We start from the raw sequence: 14,484 nt of genomic DNA, 5'->3' as shown, positions 1-14,484 counted from the left end.
GGGGCGTACTGGTAGATCTGAACCCGGATGGGCTATCGTCTGCCGCAGAGGGAAAAAACCCGCCTCGCCCCGGCGAGCGGAGCCGCGTACGCGTCTCACCGGAGTCGCCACTTCTTCATCGAAGGAGTGCGCCCATGCCCGTGCGAACCGTCGCCACCACCACAGTCTCGTCGTCCCCTCCACGCCTCCGAGACGCGTGGGTCGCGCTGTCCGGTCTCTCCGCTGTGTTCCTCTTCGAGATGCTCGACAACTCGGTCCTCAACGTCGCGCTCCCGACGATCGGCCGCGACCTCGCGGCCTCCACAGGGTCGTTGCAGTGGGTGTCGGGGGCGTACTCGGTCGTCTTCGGCGGACTCATGCTGCTCTTCGGTGCGGTCTCCGACCGCGTCGGCCGCCGCCGCGTCATGCTCGTGGGGCTGACCCTGCTCGCGTGCACGAGCATGCTCACCGTGATCGTCACCTCCGTCGAGCAGCTGGTCGTCGTCCGCGGGCTCATGGGGGTCGCTGCCGCTATGACGACGCCGGGATCCATGGCGCTGGCCTTCCGCCTGTTCTCGACCGAGGACCTCCGCGTCCGGGCGCTCACGGTCATCTCGACCGCAGGGCTCGTCGGGCTCGCGGTCGGACCGACCGTCGGCGGGTTCGTCCTCGCCGTGGCCCCCTGGCAGGTGCTCCTCGTCGCGAACGCGCCGATCGCCGCGATCGCCTTCCTCGGCATCCGGGCCGGCATCTCCGCTGATCGGCCGGACGACCTGCACCGTGACCCCGTCGACGTCGCGGGCGCCCTCCTCGGCACCGCGACCGTCATCGGGGCGCTCGTCGCACCGACCCTCTTCGTCGTCTCGACCTCCGACCGGACCGCCTGGTTCGCCATGGCCGCGACCGTCGTCGCGGCGACCGGGTTCGTGGTCCGGGAGCGCACCGCACGGCACCCGTTGCTCGACCTGCGGCTCGTCACCCAGCCGCTGGTCGCCAGCGGCCTCGCGTACAAGGCGGCCGCCGGCCTGGCCATGGCGGGACTGTCGTACATGGTGACCTTGCAGCTGCAGCTCGCGTGGGGGTGGTCGCCGGCTCTCGCTGCTGTCGGCACCCTGCCGCAGGTCGTGGTCCTGCTCGCCAGCGGACGGCTCGTCGGACCGTTCGTGCGACGAGTGGGCCTCGACCGCGCAGCATGGACGAGCGCCGCAGCGGTCGTCGCCGGCCTCGCCGTCTTCGCCACGCTCGGGCGCTTCGGCTATCCCTGGGTCCTGACAGGACTCGTGCTCGTCGCCGCGGGGATGCGGGTGGTCGGTGTCGTCGCCGGCACCACCGTCCTCCGTGGCCTGCCAGCGGACCGCACCTCCGTCGGGGCTGCGCTCGTCGACACCGCCAGCGAGCTCGCGACGGCGGTCGGTATCGCCGCCACCGGGACGATCCTCGCCGCCCTCGTCGGCGGCAGCATCACCGCCACGACGTGGACCCCGGCCCAGTCCCACTCGTTCCAGGCGGCGATCTCGGTCGCCGGCCTCACCCTCACCGCCGTCGCCGCCGCGCTCGTCGGTCTCGGCGCCGTCCGTGCGCGCCGCACCACCCCCTCGTCCACCCCGATCGTCCAGGAGCCCTCCGATGTCTGACACCACCACCCGCCCCCCGTTCGACCCCGAGCTCGCCACCTTCCTCACCGCTCTCGAGGCACGTGGCCCCTTCACGCTCACCGTCGAGATGCTGCCGCACATGCGCCAGCTCGACGTGACCGAGGAGGTCCTCGACGAGCGCCTCCGGTCCCACGGCTACGGACGGCAGACCGTGACGGTCCCCGGCCACCTCGGCGACCCGATCCAGCTCGCCGTCATCCAGCGTGCCGACCGGACCGGCGCGACGACCGCCGTCTACGGCATCCACGGCGGCGGGATGATGTTCGGCCACTACCTGTCCAACATGGACTCCTACGACTGGCTCCTCGAGCACGACGTCGTGCTCGTCAGCGTCGACTACCGCCTCGCCCCCGAGCACCCGGACCCCTACCCGGTCGAGGACTGCTACGCCGGGCTCGTGTGGGTGGCCGAGCACGCGGAAGAGCTCGGTATCGATCCCGAGCGCATCGTCGTCGCGGGGCAGAGCGCGGGCGCTGGGCTCGCCGCCGGCGTCGCGCTCCTCGCGCGCGACCGTCGAGGCCCGGCGCTGATGGCCCAGATCCTGGTGTCACCGATGCTCGACGACCGCGACGAGACCGTCTCGACCCAGCAGATCGACGGGATCGGGGTCGCGGACCGGCAGATGACCCGCTTCGGCTGGGACGCCTACCTCGGAGAGCGCCGCGCCACCGACGACGTGTCCGTGTACGCCGCCCCCGCCCGCGCGACAGACCTCTCAGAACTGCCGCGCACCTACATCGACTGCGGCAGCGCCGAGGTCTTCCGCGACGAGACTGTCGCCTACGCCAGCGCGATGTGGGCTGCTGGTGTCAATGCGGAGCTGCACGTCTGGCCGGGCGCCTTCCACGGCTTCACCAGCATGGTGCCGCAGGCGGCTGTCTCGAAGAGCGCGACAGCGGCGCTGGCCGACTGGACGCGACGCCTGCTGGCGACGCCGACGCCGGTCGCCGCGCTCGACTAGGCAGGCTGTACCCGTCGGCGGCCGAGGATCGGACGAGCGGGCTCGCATCCCAAGGGATGAGAGATGTCTTCGGCCGCCGTCACCACCAGATGTAAGGGCAGGCTAACCTTCTGGTCATGGACCTCACGGCGATCCCACGCCCACGCCCAGCACTCGCTCTTCTCACAGCTCTGACTGTCGGCCTCGTCGCCGCGTGCAGCACCGAGACCGACTCGCCTCCTGAGTCGTCTGCGACTGCCGCGACCACGACCATCACGCACGCCTTCGGTGCGACCGACGTGGGTAGCACAGACCGCGTCGCGGTCCTCGACGGCGACCGCACGCTCGAGGCTGTCGTCGCACTCGGCATCGACCCTGTTGCTGCCGTCGTCCCGCCACTGACTGGCGACTACGCGCCCCTGGTGCGTGAGGAGCTCGACGGAGAGCCCGCCGACGTCGGGACCTCCGACGGAGGCATCAACCTCGAGGCGCTGGCTGCCGCCGAACCCGACCTCATCGTCATGCAGAGCGAGGGGGCCGAGGAGCTCTACCAGCAGGTCTCCCAGATCGCCCCGACCGTCGCCGTCGAGTACACGCCCTCCAGCTGGAAGGACACCCTCACCCAGATCGGCGGCTTCCTCGGCAGGGAGGACGCTGCAGCCGACCTCGTCACCGCGTACGACGAGCGAGCCGCCGAGGCCGCAGCGACCGCGACGCAGGACACGGGCACGCTGTCGATCGTCCGGGTACGGACCGACGGGGTCCGGTACATGACGCAGGAAGGATCCTTCCCGTGGTCGGTCGCGCTCGACCTCGGCCGCCAGGCGCCGGCGGTCCAGGACCTCGGCGAGGACGGTACGCAGGCGGTCGACGTGAGCCTGGAGCGGCTCGACCTGCTCGTCGCCGACGACATCGTCATCCTCGTCGACGCCGGCGCCGAGGCTTCCGCGCAGCAGGTCGAAGACCTGCTGCGCGTCATGGCCCCGGACGCGACGTACTCGCAGATCCCGTCGAAGGACGTCTTGTTCGGGAACGTCCTGACCGCCCAGGCCTTGCTCGACACCCTGACGACCAGCTGACCGGACGGCGTCAGTCAGTGCCGTCGCCGGCACCCAGCGTGAGGTCGGGGCCGATGCCCAGACGCTCCTCGGCCCGCTCCACGTCGGCGAATCGCTGCCCCTGCACGACGAGCAGCACCTTCTTGGGCACCGTCTTGAGCCAGATCCTGCCGCCGTTGTCCAGCTCCCAGTAGTGGTCTCCGTCTTGGGATCCGGAGGGCTGACCCAATCGTCCGCTCAGCGCTGACTGCAGCCCATCTGCGGCGCCCCGCAGCCCCCTCGAGTCGCCGCTCTTGTCGGAGACCGCGATCGTGACCTGGGCTAGCGCATCATCTGCGACGAGGGAACGGACGGTCGGCAGGTTCACGGAGTACCCAGAACGGTGGTGGACTCCGCTCGACGTCTCCAGCTTCAGCTGCCATCCGAGACGCTCCGCGAGCGCCTTGAAGTCGTCCCGACCGAGCGGCCACGACACCGAGACGAAGGCTTCGCAGATGGTGTCGATCTGAGCGTCGGTGACTCTGGAGAGCGCGTCCATCCGACGATCCTAGGGCGGCTCCGTCGTCCTGGACCTCGTCGGGCCCGTCCAGCCGGCAGAGACCTCCGTGCACCCCCGCGATGGCGATCTCGCAACCTCTGCGTTGCGAGGTGCGCCTGTGGCCGCCCATGGTGAGCAGGTGCGCGTGCCGGAAGGGCGGACCGCCCCTGCCGAGAGGCCCGGCGCGTCCCCCGAAAGAGCAAGCACCGGTCTCGTACGACACCTCATGAGGTCAGACCAGCTCAGCAGAAACAACGACCACGGTCAGGAACTGACGGGCTTGATGTGCACAGTCCGCCACTTGAAGCCATCCTGGTCCTCCACGGCTTCGTAGGTCGCTTCGACCCTCTGGCCTGCTTCCAGCGTCCGGTAGCCGTCCATCTCGATGTCCGAGTAGAAGCCCCAGACTGCAGGACCGTCGTCGATCTGGAGATGACCGAAGCCGCCCTCGGCGTCCCAGGAGACGACGACGCCCTTGCCGTGCTCTAGGTTGTCCATCGCTCGCCTCTACTTGGTGATCTTGAAGGTCTTGAACATCGTCTGGTTCTAGTCGACGAGCTGCTGTTCCCGACCGCACCTGAGGGTGGTGAGCGCGGCAGCCGTCGTGGCAGCTCCGGCGGGGTTCGTCAGGATGGGTCCCGGGTGGCGTGGGTCGAAGGTGGATGCCGAACCCTTGGCGAACTTGGTCTTGAGGGCTGCGGACGTGGTGAGGGTGTGGTTGCTGAGGCTCGGGACCATCTCCTCCACCCCATCGACCACCGCAGCGCATTCCTCCATGCTCAGCCCGTCTCGCAAGATTCTCAGGAGCCCCTAGCTCCCGACTAGGGGCTGAGGTCCCGCCGACCTAGGCAGCACGAACGCACTCAGCTTCACATGGTGTGCGGGAACCTTCTCCCAGGGCGAGTCGCCCACGAAGCGCGATCGGGAGCGGCGCTGCCGATAAGAGACGCCTCGCAACCCATGGGTTGCGAGGCGTCTCATCAATCGACCGGATCGTCGAACAGCTGTGCCCGGAGAGCGGGCGAGAACCGCGCCGCGCGGAACCGACCGTCAAGGCTCATCGTGGACGATCCGTCGCTGCCCCTCGTTCATCTGGACGGCAGTCACGACGGACGGGTCGTCGTCTGCTGCGAGCATCTCCACCACGTCGTCCGGCAAGGTGTCCTCCCCCGCCAGGTACCAGCGGGCGATCGCTGAACCTTCTGCCGCCCTGCGTCGAGCGCACTGGGGATCAGGGGCGAGTCCCTCGGCTGGCGCGTCAGCTCGCTCGACCGCCAGCTGCATCATCGCCGGGATGCGGTGGGCCCCGTGCCAACTCTGAGGAGAGAGGCTCACAGAGATCTCAACGTCGCCGGCGAACCACCTGCTCCAGCTCCACACAGGCTCCGCTCGACGTAACGGCCCCACCTGCCCCGAATTCAGCAAGGCGTGCAACGACTCCGTCCATCGCTCCTGCTGCACGTCGTCGCCGCGGACGAAGATCGACAGCGAGGGAGGATGGCCCGCAGACTCGACAGACCACGACGGATCGGCCACGAACGACCACGAGCCGCTCCGAAGCCCTCGAGTCCACCCGGTCTCGGACAAGACGAGCGCCATGCTCTCGACGGTGCCGAGCACCTCTGACTGCGCAGCGCGTCGCAGCAGCTCGACCACCCCGGACGGGAGCCGCCGAAGGTCGCACTCTTCACTCATCGCCAGTCCCCCATGGCCTGAACCTATCGCCCGACCGGGACGCTGGCAGATCGAGCTCGTGCCGACAAACCGCCGAGCCGCTCACATGAGCGCACTCACGGCCGGAAACCCGACACGCGCCACCGCCTCGCATCCCTAGGGTTGCAAGGCGTCTCGTCCAACCCCTGGCCTCCGACGTATGGACTTGATCGGTAGATGGCGGTGTTCTGTGCTCGCTCGGCGGCGGTTTCGGCCAGGTGACTTGCGGTTGCCGACAGGGTCCGGTTCAGCACTTCTGCGACACCTATCTCGCATCGGGTGTACCCAACCAGGACAGGCCTCAGGGTCGCGCGGATCCGCTCCGCCCGGCCTCTTCGTCACCGGGAGTCATGGACGCCGGTATCGCCGACATCTGCGTCCCCAGCTTCGTCGTCGACCCACTCGAAAAGGTCGCCTGGCTGACACTGGAGGGCGCGGCACATCGCATCCAGCGTCGACAGACGGACAGCCTTGGCTCGACCGTTCTTGAGTATTGCGATGTTGGCCGGCGTGATGCCCACCCGATCGGCGAACTCCTTGACACTCATCTTCTGACGCGCAAGTTGCACATCGATCCGACTGACAATGGCCATCGCTCAGACAACCGCATCCATCTCGACCTTGAGCTCCGTCGCTCGGACGAGCAGGCCTCTGAGGACGACGACCAGCAGGACGACCGCGAGTCCAACCATGAGACTGAGCAACTCAGTTAGGACGATCCACGGAGCAGAAACGTTCTGGATCGTCTGCCATGCGCTGGTAACCAGCACGATGCACCATCCAGCACCGAGGGCGCCGAGGATGACATCGACCCACCGCCGCGCACCAGCGTCGAAGATCTCGTGACGAGCAACCCGGCCTAGCAGCTCCCACGTGGCCAGCAGTGTGGCTTGGATGCAGGCAAGGAAGGCGATCAACGAAATGGCCAGCTGCCATCGCGCCCAAGCGAACTCCGGGAAATCGGTCGCCATCCATCCGGAGACCACCGGCACGACCACGACTTGGGCGAAGAGGAGGCCGAGGCCCGATAGGACGACGACAACTTGAAGGGTTCGAGTCAGACCGCGAGTCATACATCGAGTATCAGCAGACATCTATCGAAAGTCAATCGAATCGAGCTGCGCGGACGGCGCGCGGCCAGTTTTTCACCTTCGCTCCGGACGGAGCAGGACGGGGTGGCGGGCCGCCGTCGCGACACCGCGATCTGGCGCGCGGCGAACTGCCGAGATGATGAACCCAAACGGCCGCGGCATGCGCGCCGTAAACGACCGTCCACGAGACACCACGGCAGGCGAGCGTCCAGATCGGCGCGCCGTGTCTCATGGCCCGTGTCCGAGACCTATGTGCCGCGAGGGACGTTGACGGTACATTCGGGTCATGGCTTCGATCGGATACGCGCGCGTCTCGACCCGGGAGCAGAACCCGGACGGGCAGACAGACCTGCTCGCCGCCGCGGGGTGCGAGAAGGTGTTCGTCGAGCACGCCTCGGGAGTGCTGGCCAAGCGACCCGCGCTCGACGACGCTCTGGACTACCTGCGCTCAGGTGACACCCTCGTGGTGACCAAGCTCGACCGGCTCGGGCGGTCGGTGCGCAACCTCAAGGAAGTCGTCGAGAGCCTCCAGCAGCGAGGCATCGGTCTCAAGGCGCTGTCTCAGGGCATCGATACCACGACACCGGGTGGCCGCCTGTTCTTCCACATGCTCGCCGCCATCGCCGAGTTCGAGCACGACCTGATCGTCGAGCGCACCCAGGACGGCCTTGCCGCCGCCCGAGCCCGAGGTCGCAAGGGTGGGGGCCGGTTCAAGATGACGGCGACCAAGGCGCGCCAGGCACGGGCGATGTACGACGAGAAGTCCTACACGGTCCAGCAGATCGCTGAGACGTTCGGGGTCTCGCGCGGCACGATCTACCGCCACCTCGCCCAAGACGCACGCCCGATGTGAGGTGAGGGGACGTGCCGGCGCGGTGGGAGGTCTCCGACAAGATCGCTCTCCTGCGCCAGCACGACGACGGTGTCCCATGGACACGGCTGGCAGCCGAATCGGGAGTCCCGCTGCGCACACTCTCGCGCTGGGCGCGCGCCTACCGGGCTGACCCCACCTCGCACAGCTTCGCTCGGCGCCAACGCAGCGATCATGGCCAGCGCCGCATCCCGGCAGAGCTGATCGAGATAGTCGAAGCGCTCGCCCTGGCAAAGCCAGCTCCCACAGTGGCGTTCATCCACCGCCGCGTGGCTGGGATCGCGCATGACCGCGGCCTGTCTGCCCCCAGCTACTCCAGCGTCCGGAGCCTAGTCACCGGGATCGATCCCGGGCTGCGCGCTCTGGCCGAGCACGGGGACGCGGGATACCGGGACAGGTTCGAGCTGGTGCTGCGGCGCTCGGCCGAGCGACCCAACGAGCAGTGGCAGGTCGACCACACTCTCCTGGACGTGGCGATCCTCGGCGCCAAGGGAACCCAGGTGCGCCCGTGGCTGACTGTGGTCCTGGACGACTACTCCCGCGCCGTGGCCGGCTACACCCTCTTCCTCGGCGCACCTTCGGCCGAGCAGACCGCGCTCGCCCTGCACCAGGCCGTCAACGCCAAGACGAACCCGGGCTGGCCGGTCTGCGGGCTGCCCGAGGTCCTCTACAGCGACCATGGTTCGGACTTCACCTCCGCTCGCCTCGAGCAGGTCTGCCTGGACACCCACATCCGGCTGATCCACTCCCGTGTCGGGATCCCTCAAGGGCGGGGGAAGATCGAACGGTTCTACCGGACCATCACCACTGAGCTCCTGCCGCACCTGCCTGGGTACATCCCGCACGGCACCAACGGCGCACCGGTCACGACCCCGGCACTGACGCTCGAAGACCTCGACGCCATCCTCGAGCAGTACATCGTCGCCGAGTACAACACCCGCACCCACTCCCAGACCCACCAGGAGCCGACCGACCGGTGGAGCGCGAGCGGCTTCATCCCACGCAGCCCCGCCCACCCCGAGGACCTCGACCTGCTCCTGCTCACCGCGGCCACCACCCGCAAGGTCCAGCGCGACGGCATCCAGTTCGCCTCGACTCGCTACCTCTCCACGGTCCTGGCCGCCTACGTCGGGGAGCAGGTCACCGTCCGCTTCAACCCACGCGACGTCGGGGAGATCCGCGTGTACTTCAACGACGAGTTCTTGTGCCGGGCGATCGCCCCCGAGCTGTCCGCCGAGTCGATCTCCCTCGACCAGCTCCAAGCCGCCCGCCGCCAACGCCGCCGCGACCTCAAGGACCAGCTCCGCCAACACCGCACCCTCGCTAGTGCCCTGCCCGGCGATACCCGTTACACCCCACCAGCAGTCAGCACCGACGACACAACACCGCCACCGGCCCCAGAGCCCCGACCACGACATGGACTGCGTCTGTATGCCACCGACTAACAAGCTCTCCGTGCTCGGCAAAGACGACGATGGCCGGCGGTTCCTGACCGGCACCTTCGACGAAGTCAACTCCGCCGCCCCGCACCCTCACACCGTCCCGTCCTTCCACAGCACCCGCGAGCACCGGCGGTTCACCGAGTTCGCCGACACCGTGCGCACCCACCGCTACATCGGACTGTGCTGGGGCCCACCCGGGATAGGCAAGACGCTCTCAGCCCGTCACTACGCCGGCGTCGACGCCTGGGAGCAGTGGCAGTCCGTGGTCGCCGACACCGTCGGACCCGTACCTCCACGCGTCCTAGAAGCACGCACCGCGTTCTACACCCCCACGGTGGCCGCCACCATCAAGCAGATCGACCAAGGCCTACCCCGAGCCTGCCAAGCGATCTCCTACGCGATCGACTACGCCGAGCTCGGCCTCGTCGACCCCTACCTCTACGACGCCTCGCGCTCCTCCGGGCGCACCGAGCTCCTCATCATCGACGAAGCCGACAGGCTCAAGAGCACCGGCCTCGAGCAAGTCCGCGACTACTACGACCGCCACCACATGGGCGTCATCCTCATCGGCATGCCCGGCATCGAAAAGCGCCTCGCTCGCTACCCCCAGCTCTACAGCCGTATCGGTTTCGCCCACGAGTACCGACCCCTCGGCACCGACGAGCTCACCGCTGTGCTCACCGCACGGCTACCCGCACAGCACCACACCGAGCATGACCCGATCGCGCACGCCACCGCCCTGGCCACCATCGCCCGCATCACAGCCGGCAACTTCCGACTCCTCGATCGACTGGCCACCCAGATCGAACGCATCCAGACCATCAACGACCTTCACACCCTCACCCCAGAGCTCGTCGACGCCGCCAGAGAAGCCCTCCTCATCGGCCACTGACCGCTACCAGAAGCACGCCACCAAGCGATGTGATCTACACGCCAGGTGCTCTCGGCCCTGCGCGGGCGAGGACTGCAGCTGGTCGGGGCCACTACCGTCGTCCTCACCGTGGGGCACTACACCGCCTACACCTACGTGTCGCCAATCTTGCTCTCCGCAGGCGTCTCCCAGGACGCCCTGAGCATCGTCCTGCTCGCGTACGGAATCGCTGGCGTAGGCGGCCTGGTGCTGGCGGGTGCCCTCGCAGACCGGTTCCCCGTGGGCCTCCTGCGTGCGACAGTCTTAGTGACCGCCGCCGCGCTCGGGGTAGTCGCTCTCGTCGCCCAGAGCGCGACGGGGGTCATCGTGTCGGTCGTCGTGTGGGGGGTCGCGTTCAGCGCCGTGCCGACCCTGCTCAATGCCGCCGCCCTGCGAGCGAGCACAGTCCCCGACGCTGCACCCGCGGTGGTCAACGCGATGTTCAACGTCGGGATCGCCGCCGGCGCCTGGCTCGGCGGGCACGCATTGCTGACTGGTGGCACGACCACAGTCGCTCTCGTCGCGGCGCTGCTCGTAGGGCTCTCACTCCCCCTCACGCTGTCTGGTCGGCGCGAGAGGGCAGCCCGCCCGCCCGCGCCAGGGCCAGTGGGAGCCGTCAGCGACTCCTGAGGTCAGGCTTGTGAGGTGTAGCGAAGACCGTGGCCGAACTTGTATCTCGGGGAGTCGGTGTCGAAGGGGACGTCGGGACGGCTGTTGCGCACGGCCTCCATGCTTGCCGGGATGTCGAAGGGCAGGGCGCCTCGTGGCTCGTCGACGCCGGTGAGGACGTCGAGCAGTGCGCTGTCGTTCGCTCCATAGTTCGCGATGACGGCAGAGACCCGGTCGGCGACCGGTCCTAGGATCGCCGGGCGGTCGAGGAACACGTCGACGACCACAGGAGCGTGCTCCGCCAGGTCCGCCAGGTGCTGGAGGACCTCTGGGCTGAAGTCGAGGGAGCCCGCGTGGAAGTAGTTCTCGAAGACCGTCGCCCGTGTCTCGAACGGCGCGTGCGTCCGGACGATGATCACGTCCGCCTGCGCAGGGTCGTCCACGACAGTCCCGTACATTGCTGCGACCTCCGGCGCGATGCCTTCGACGTACAGCCGCGAACCGCGAGCCAGAGGCAGCAACGGCGCTCCCCCCTCGGTCAGCGAGGTGTTCTCCAGGAGGGTGAGGGAAGCGCGCTGGGCGGCCTGCCCAGCAGCCACGAAGGCTGCCGAACCCACGAGCTGGACCGCAGCGTCGACGTCGACGTACCGGGTGTCGAAGAGACCGAGCGTGAACTTCTCCCTCAGGAGGCGCCGCGCGGACTCGTCGATGCGCGTCTCGGAGATGTCGCCGGCCCGCACCAGGTCGACCAGCATCGCTGGGTCGGCCTCTCCTCCGAACTGGTCGGCTCCGGCCTCGATGACCTTGAGCATGCGCTGACGCGGGGAGAGATCTTCGACGCCCCAGGCTCGCGCGGGGAACGGTTCTCCTTCGACCTCGGAGTCGTTGATCAGTCCCCAGTCGGTGCACACGATGCCGTCGAAGCCGTACTTCTCTCGCAGCAGCCCCGTGATGACCGAGCGGTTGAAGCCGAATCCCACCTCTTCGAGGTCTGTGCCGACCGGCATGCCGTAGTACGGCATGATCTGGCTCGTGCCCGCCTCGAACGCGGCCTCGAAGGGCACGAGGTGGAGGTCGAACTGTCCTCCCGGGTATACCTGCTCGCGACCGTAGGCGAAGTGGGGGTCTTCGCCGTCCTTCTGCGGGCCTGCCCCCGGGAAGTGCTTGGTCATGGTGGACACAGATCCCGGGCCGAGGGCCGGGCCCTGGAACCCGCGGATGTAGGCCGCCCCGAGGGTCGCGGTCACCTCGGCGTCCTCACCGAAGGTGTCGAGCTGTCGGGCCCAGCGCGGTTCTGTGGCCAGGTCGACCTGCGGGTGCAGCGCGAGCCGGATGCCGACGGCTGAGTACTCCTGCCGCGCGACGTTCCCGAACTCTTCGACGAGCGAGGCGTCGCGGGTCGCGGCGAGCCCGAGCGTCTCGGGCCAGACCGAGAACGCGCCAGCGAGCAGCCCTGCGAGTGGGTTGTCGCTGTAGGAGTGGCGGGGGTCGCTGGAGACGGTGACCGGGATGCCCAGGCGGGTGCTGGCCGCCAGCGCCTGGAGGCGGTTGTGCCAGCGCGCCATCTCCTCCGCCGTCCCACCGGTGAGGAGGTTGAAGTGGTTCATGGCGCGCCCGACGACGTACTCGTGCGTGGAGGGGATGTCCCAGTCTGCGTCTCCGCCTGACAGCTGACCTTCCTCGCCCATCGAGATCATCGTGTGGAAGAAGAGCCCTGCCTTCTCCTCGAGCGTCATCTGGCCGAGCAGGATCTCCACGCGCTCGTCGACGGGCACCGCCGGGTCCAGGTACCGGGTGTCGAGGGGGGCTGGGGTGACGGTGTTCTCGTCGGTCATCGAACTTCCTTGATCCTGTAGACGGTGATGGCTCCGGTCACGGCGACGACGGCCGCGACCAGGTAGAACAGCGAGTACCCGCCGATAGCGGTGGTCGCACCCAGGGCGATGACGGCAGGGGCGATGGCCGGTGCGATCGACTGGGGCAGGGCGTTGGCGACGTTGATCATCCCGAGGTCTTTCGCGACGTCGTGCTGGTCAGGGAGCACCTGGGTCGCCAGCGCGAGGGAGACAGACTGGAACGCGCCGGCGCCGAGCCCGATGATCGCCTGGCCTGCGACGACGACCCACAGTGACGGGGCGAAGGCGAGCACGACCAGTCCGGAGACCATGATCAGGCTCGCTGCGGCGACGAACGGGCGTCGCCGTCCGAGGCGGTCGGAGAGCACGCCAGCGAGAGGCCCGCTGATCGCCAGACCGATCGTCGAGGCGATGTTGCAGACCAGGATGAAGGTGATCGCGGTGCGCTCGTCGAGCTCGAAGCGCTCTGTGAGGTAGAGGGGGAGGAAGGTCGCCACACCTGCGTACCCGAACATCACGAGGAAAGTCGTCAACCAGGTCCACCCGAAGTCGGGGTGCTTGCGGGGGTTGAAGATGAAGGACCCGAAGAAGTCTCGGACGCCGTACCTCGTGGCTGGCTTGGTCTCCAAGACCTTGTCGTGGAGGACGAGGGAGAACAAGGCGACGAAGACGAGGGCGACGATGCCCGGCACGACGAACCTCAGTAGGTCGCTGTCGATGAAGTTGACGGCAAAGCTGCCCGCCAAGATCGCGAGGCTGGTCGTGACACCGACGATCCCTGATGCGAGCCCGCGTCGGGCCACTGGCACCTGGTCGGAGATCGTCGCGTTGAAGGCGGCGAGAGAGCCGTTGACGCCTGCCTGCACCAGACACCACCCCACAAGCGCGACCCACACGCTCTCCGCGGCGCCGATCAACGTCAGTGCGGCGAGCGTGAGCAACGCGCCGCCGAGGATCCATGGTCGGCGCATCCCGAACCTCGACGTCGTCCTGTCCGAGAGACGACCCACCATGGGGTTGACGACCAGGGCGAAGAGCGCTCCCACACCAGAGACCAGCCCGAGAGCAGCAGCGGCCTCGGACGGAGTCTCGGTGATGTGCTGAAGCTTGAACGCAAGAGAGACGAAGACGGGCGTCAGAACAGCGAAGTACAGCCCGAAGTTCCCCAGACCGAGCATCGTCAGGTAGCTACGCGGTAGTAGGAGCGGCTCTCTAGGGCCGGCTGGACCGGCGGCGTGGTGACCAGCTGACGCTGCCGGGGTATGGATCTCGCTCATGGGCATCTCCTTTGATCGCGCCCTAACAGCGCGACCATAGACCCAATCTCGCTTCTCTGGCAACCGAATCTCGATGGACTGGGAACTCGATGTGGGGCAGGATGGTTCGGTGCGAGCGCAAGCGGAGACCAGGGCAGAGAGCGCGATGCGCACACGGTCAGCGATCCTCTCAGCGGCCCGCCGGCTCGTCGTCGACCGGGGATTCGAGGCCGTCTCGCTGCGCGAGGTCGCCGAAGCCGCAGGCATCTCCCACCCTGGCCTCCAGAAGCACTTCCCCTCGAAAGCCCTCCTGCTCGTGGCGGTCCTGGAAGAGTGTGCGACGCCCCTCGCTGAGCCCCGCACTGTGGACGCACTCCTGCAGCACGTCCGCGACGTCGCCGCTGATCCGGTGCAGACGCGACTGGAGGTCTCCCTCGCGGTGGCCGGCTGGGACGAGGAGCATCCTGCGCACGACTGGTACGACCAGCTGCACCGGTGGCGGGAACGAGTCGTCGGCCGCCTGCTCGTCGACGACGTAGTCGCGATCGACCACCAGAGGCAGGTGC

The 14,484-nt window shown here is 68.1% G+C and carries 16 protein-coding genes and 1 pseudogene; 8 read left to right on the top strand and 9 right to left on the bottom strand.

The annotated features are described in order from the left end of the window. The first annotated feature begins 134 nt into the window (after nucleotides 1–134). The 3 genes from ASG53_RS09315 (at nucleotide 135) to ASG53_RS09305 (ending at nucleotide 3,653) form a co-directional block, all read left to right on the top strand. Nucleotides 135–1,613 (top strand): MFS transporter, encoded by a 1,479-nt coding sequence (locus tag ASG53_RS09315; RefSeq protein ID WP_056131896.1) that lies wholly within the window; start codon nucleotides 135–137, stop codon nucleotides 1,611–1,613. After that, nucleotides 1,606–2,595: an alpha/beta hydrolase gene (locus ASG53_RS09310; RefSeq protein WP_056131893.1), complete on the top strand. Its 990-nt coding sequence runs from the start codon at nucleotides 1,606–1,608 to the stop codon at nucleotides 2,593–2,595. Before ASG53_RS09315 ends, ASG53_RS09310 begins: the two co-directional genes overlap by 8 nt. A gap of 116 nt (nucleotides 2,596–2,711) precedes the next feature. Then, a complete protein-coding gene (locus tag ASG53_RS09305) occupies nucleotides 2,712–3,653 on the top strand; it encodes an ABC transporter substrate-binding protein (protein WP_056131890.1) in 942 nt (313 codons plus the stop codon). Between the two features lie 10 nt (nucleotides 3,654–3,663). Here the strand turns inward: ASG53_RS09305 and ASG53_RS09300 are convergent, their stop codons facing one another. The 6 genes from ASG53_RS09300 to ASG53_RS09275 all read right to left on the bottom strand — a co-directional run bounded on the left by ASG53_RS09300 (nucleotide 3,664) and on the right by ASG53_RS09275 (nucleotide 6,956). After that, the gene (locus ASG53_RS09300; protein ID WP_056131887.1) at nucleotides 3,664–4,170 is read right to left on the bottom strand and encodes a DUF6301 family protein; all 507 of its coding nucleotides are present in this window, start codon (nucleotides 4,168–4,170) and stop codon (nucleotides 3,664–3,666) included. Between the two features lie 264 nt (nucleotides 4,171–4,434). Continuing rightward, a complete protein-coding gene (locus ASG53_RS09295) occupies nucleotides 4,435–4,668 on the bottom strand; it encodes a cold-shock protein (protein WP_056131883.1) in 234 nt (77 codons plus the stop codon). Between the two features lie 48 nt (nucleotides 4,669–4,716). After that, nucleotides 4,717–4,929 (bottom strand): hypothetical protein, encoded by a 213-nt coding sequence (locus ASG53_RS09290; RefSeq protein ID WP_156382737.1) that lies wholly within the window; start codon nucleotides 4,927–4,929, stop codon nucleotides 4,717–4,719. 291 nt (nucleotides 4,930–5,220) lie between these two features. Continuing rightward, complete coding sequence (locus tag ASG53_RS09285) at nucleotides 5,221–5,769, bottom strand: hypothetical protein (protein WP_156382736.1); 549 nt, start codon at nucleotides 5,767–5,769, stop codon at nucleotides 5,221–5,223. 452 nt (nucleotides 5,770–6,221) lie between these two features. Further along, nucleotides 6,222–6,476, bottom strand: coding sequence for a helix-turn-helix domain-containing protein (locus ASG53_RS09280; RefSeq protein ID WP_056131874.1), 255 nt, complete (start codon nucleotides 6,474–6,476; stop codon nucleotides 6,222–6,224). Between the two features lie 3 nt (nucleotides 6,477–6,479). Continuing rightward, a complete protein-coding gene (locus tag ASG53_RS09275; protein WP_056131864.1) occupies nucleotides 6,480–6,956 on the bottom strand; it encodes a DUF2975 domain-containing protein in 477 nt (158 codons plus the stop codon). Nucleotides 6,957–7,260: 304 nt separating this feature from the next. On the opposite strand from ASG53_RS09275, the gene ASG53_RS09270 reads away from it, so the two are divergent. The 4 genes from ASG53_RS09270 to ASG53_RS09255 all read left to right on the top strand — a co-directional run bounded on the left by ASG53_RS09270 (nucleotide 7,261) and on the right by ASG53_RS09255 (nucleotide 10,827). After that, nucleotides 7,261–7,827 carry a recombinase family protein gene (locus ASG53_RS09270; RefSeq protein ID WP_056131862.1) on the top strand — a complete coding sequence of 189 codons (567 nt, stop codon included), beginning with the start codon at nucleotides 7,261–7,263 and terminating at the stop codon, nucleotides 7,825–7,827. Between the two features lie 11 nt (nucleotides 7,828–7,838). Further along, the gene (locus tag ASG53_RS09265) at nucleotides 7,839–9,290 is read left to right on the top strand and encodes a Mu transposase C-terminal domain-containing protein (RefSeq protein WP_156382735.1); all 1,452 of its coding nucleotides are present in this window, start codon (nucleotides 7,839–7,841) and stop codon (nucleotides 9,288–9,290) included. Continuing rightward, on the top strand, nucleotides 9,277–10,179 hold the full coding sequence (locus ASG53_RS09260; protein WP_082543944.1) for an AAA family ATPase: 903 nt from the start codon (nucleotides 9,277–9,279) through the stop codon (nucleotides 10,177–10,179). Before ASG53_RS09265 ends, ASG53_RS09260 begins: the two co-directional genes overlap by 14 nt. A gap of 108 nt (nucleotides 10,180–10,287) precedes the next feature. Then, a complete protein-coding gene (locus ASG53_RS09255; protein ID WP_162246146.1) occupies nucleotides 10,288–10,827 on the top strand; it encodes an MFS transporter in 540 nt (179 codons plus the stop codon). A 2-nt stretch (nucleotides 10,828–10,829) separates the two neighbouring features. Here the strand turns inward: ASG53_RS09255 and ASG53_RS09250 are convergent, their stop codons facing one another. Both ASG53_RS09250 and ASG53_RS09245 read right to left on the bottom strand, forming a co-directional pair. Further along, on the bottom strand, nucleotides 10,830–12,641 hold the full coding sequence (locus ASG53_RS09250) for a glycoside hydrolase family 3 protein (protein ID WP_056131855.1): 1,812 nt from the start codon (nucleotides 12,639–12,641) through the stop codon (nucleotides 10,830–10,832). Then, nucleotides 12,638–13,939, bottom strand: coding sequence for an MFS transporter (locus ASG53_RS09245; protein ID WP_056131852.1), 1,302 nt, complete (start codon nucleotides 13,937–13,939; stop codon nucleotides 12,638–12,640). The genes ASG53_RS09250 and ASG53_RS09245 overlap by 4 nt, the downstream gene beginning before the upstream one ends. Before the next feature lie 73 nt (nucleotides 13,940–14,012). Between ASG53_RS09245 and ASG53_RS20675 the strand changes: the two are divergent. Beyond that, nucleotides 14,013–14,183, top strand: a pseudogene (locus ASG53_RS20675) (TetR family transcriptional regulator); the annotation flags it as partial. On the opposite strand, the gene ASG53_RS20310 reads toward ASG53_RS20675, so the two are convergent. Then, nucleotides 14,109–14,471 (bottom strand): hypothetical protein, encoded by a 363-nt coding sequence (locus ASG53_RS20310; protein WP_235533889.1) that lies wholly within the window; start codon nucleotides 14,469–14,471, stop codon nucleotides 14,109–14,111. The pseudogene ASG53_RS20675 and the gene ASG53_RS20310 overlap by 75 nt on opposite strands. Nucleotides 14,472–14,484: the final 13 nt, after the last annotated feature.

It is taken from the genome of Sanguibacter sp. Leaf3, from assembly GCF_001425965.1.
Classification (GTDB): Bacteria; Actinomycetota; Actinomycetes; order Actinomycetales; family Cellulomonadaceae; genus Sanguibacter; species Sanguibacter inulinus.
The sequence above is the reverse complement of the archived record's forward strand: the minus strand, read 5'-3'. Positions and strand labels throughout refer to the sequence as shown.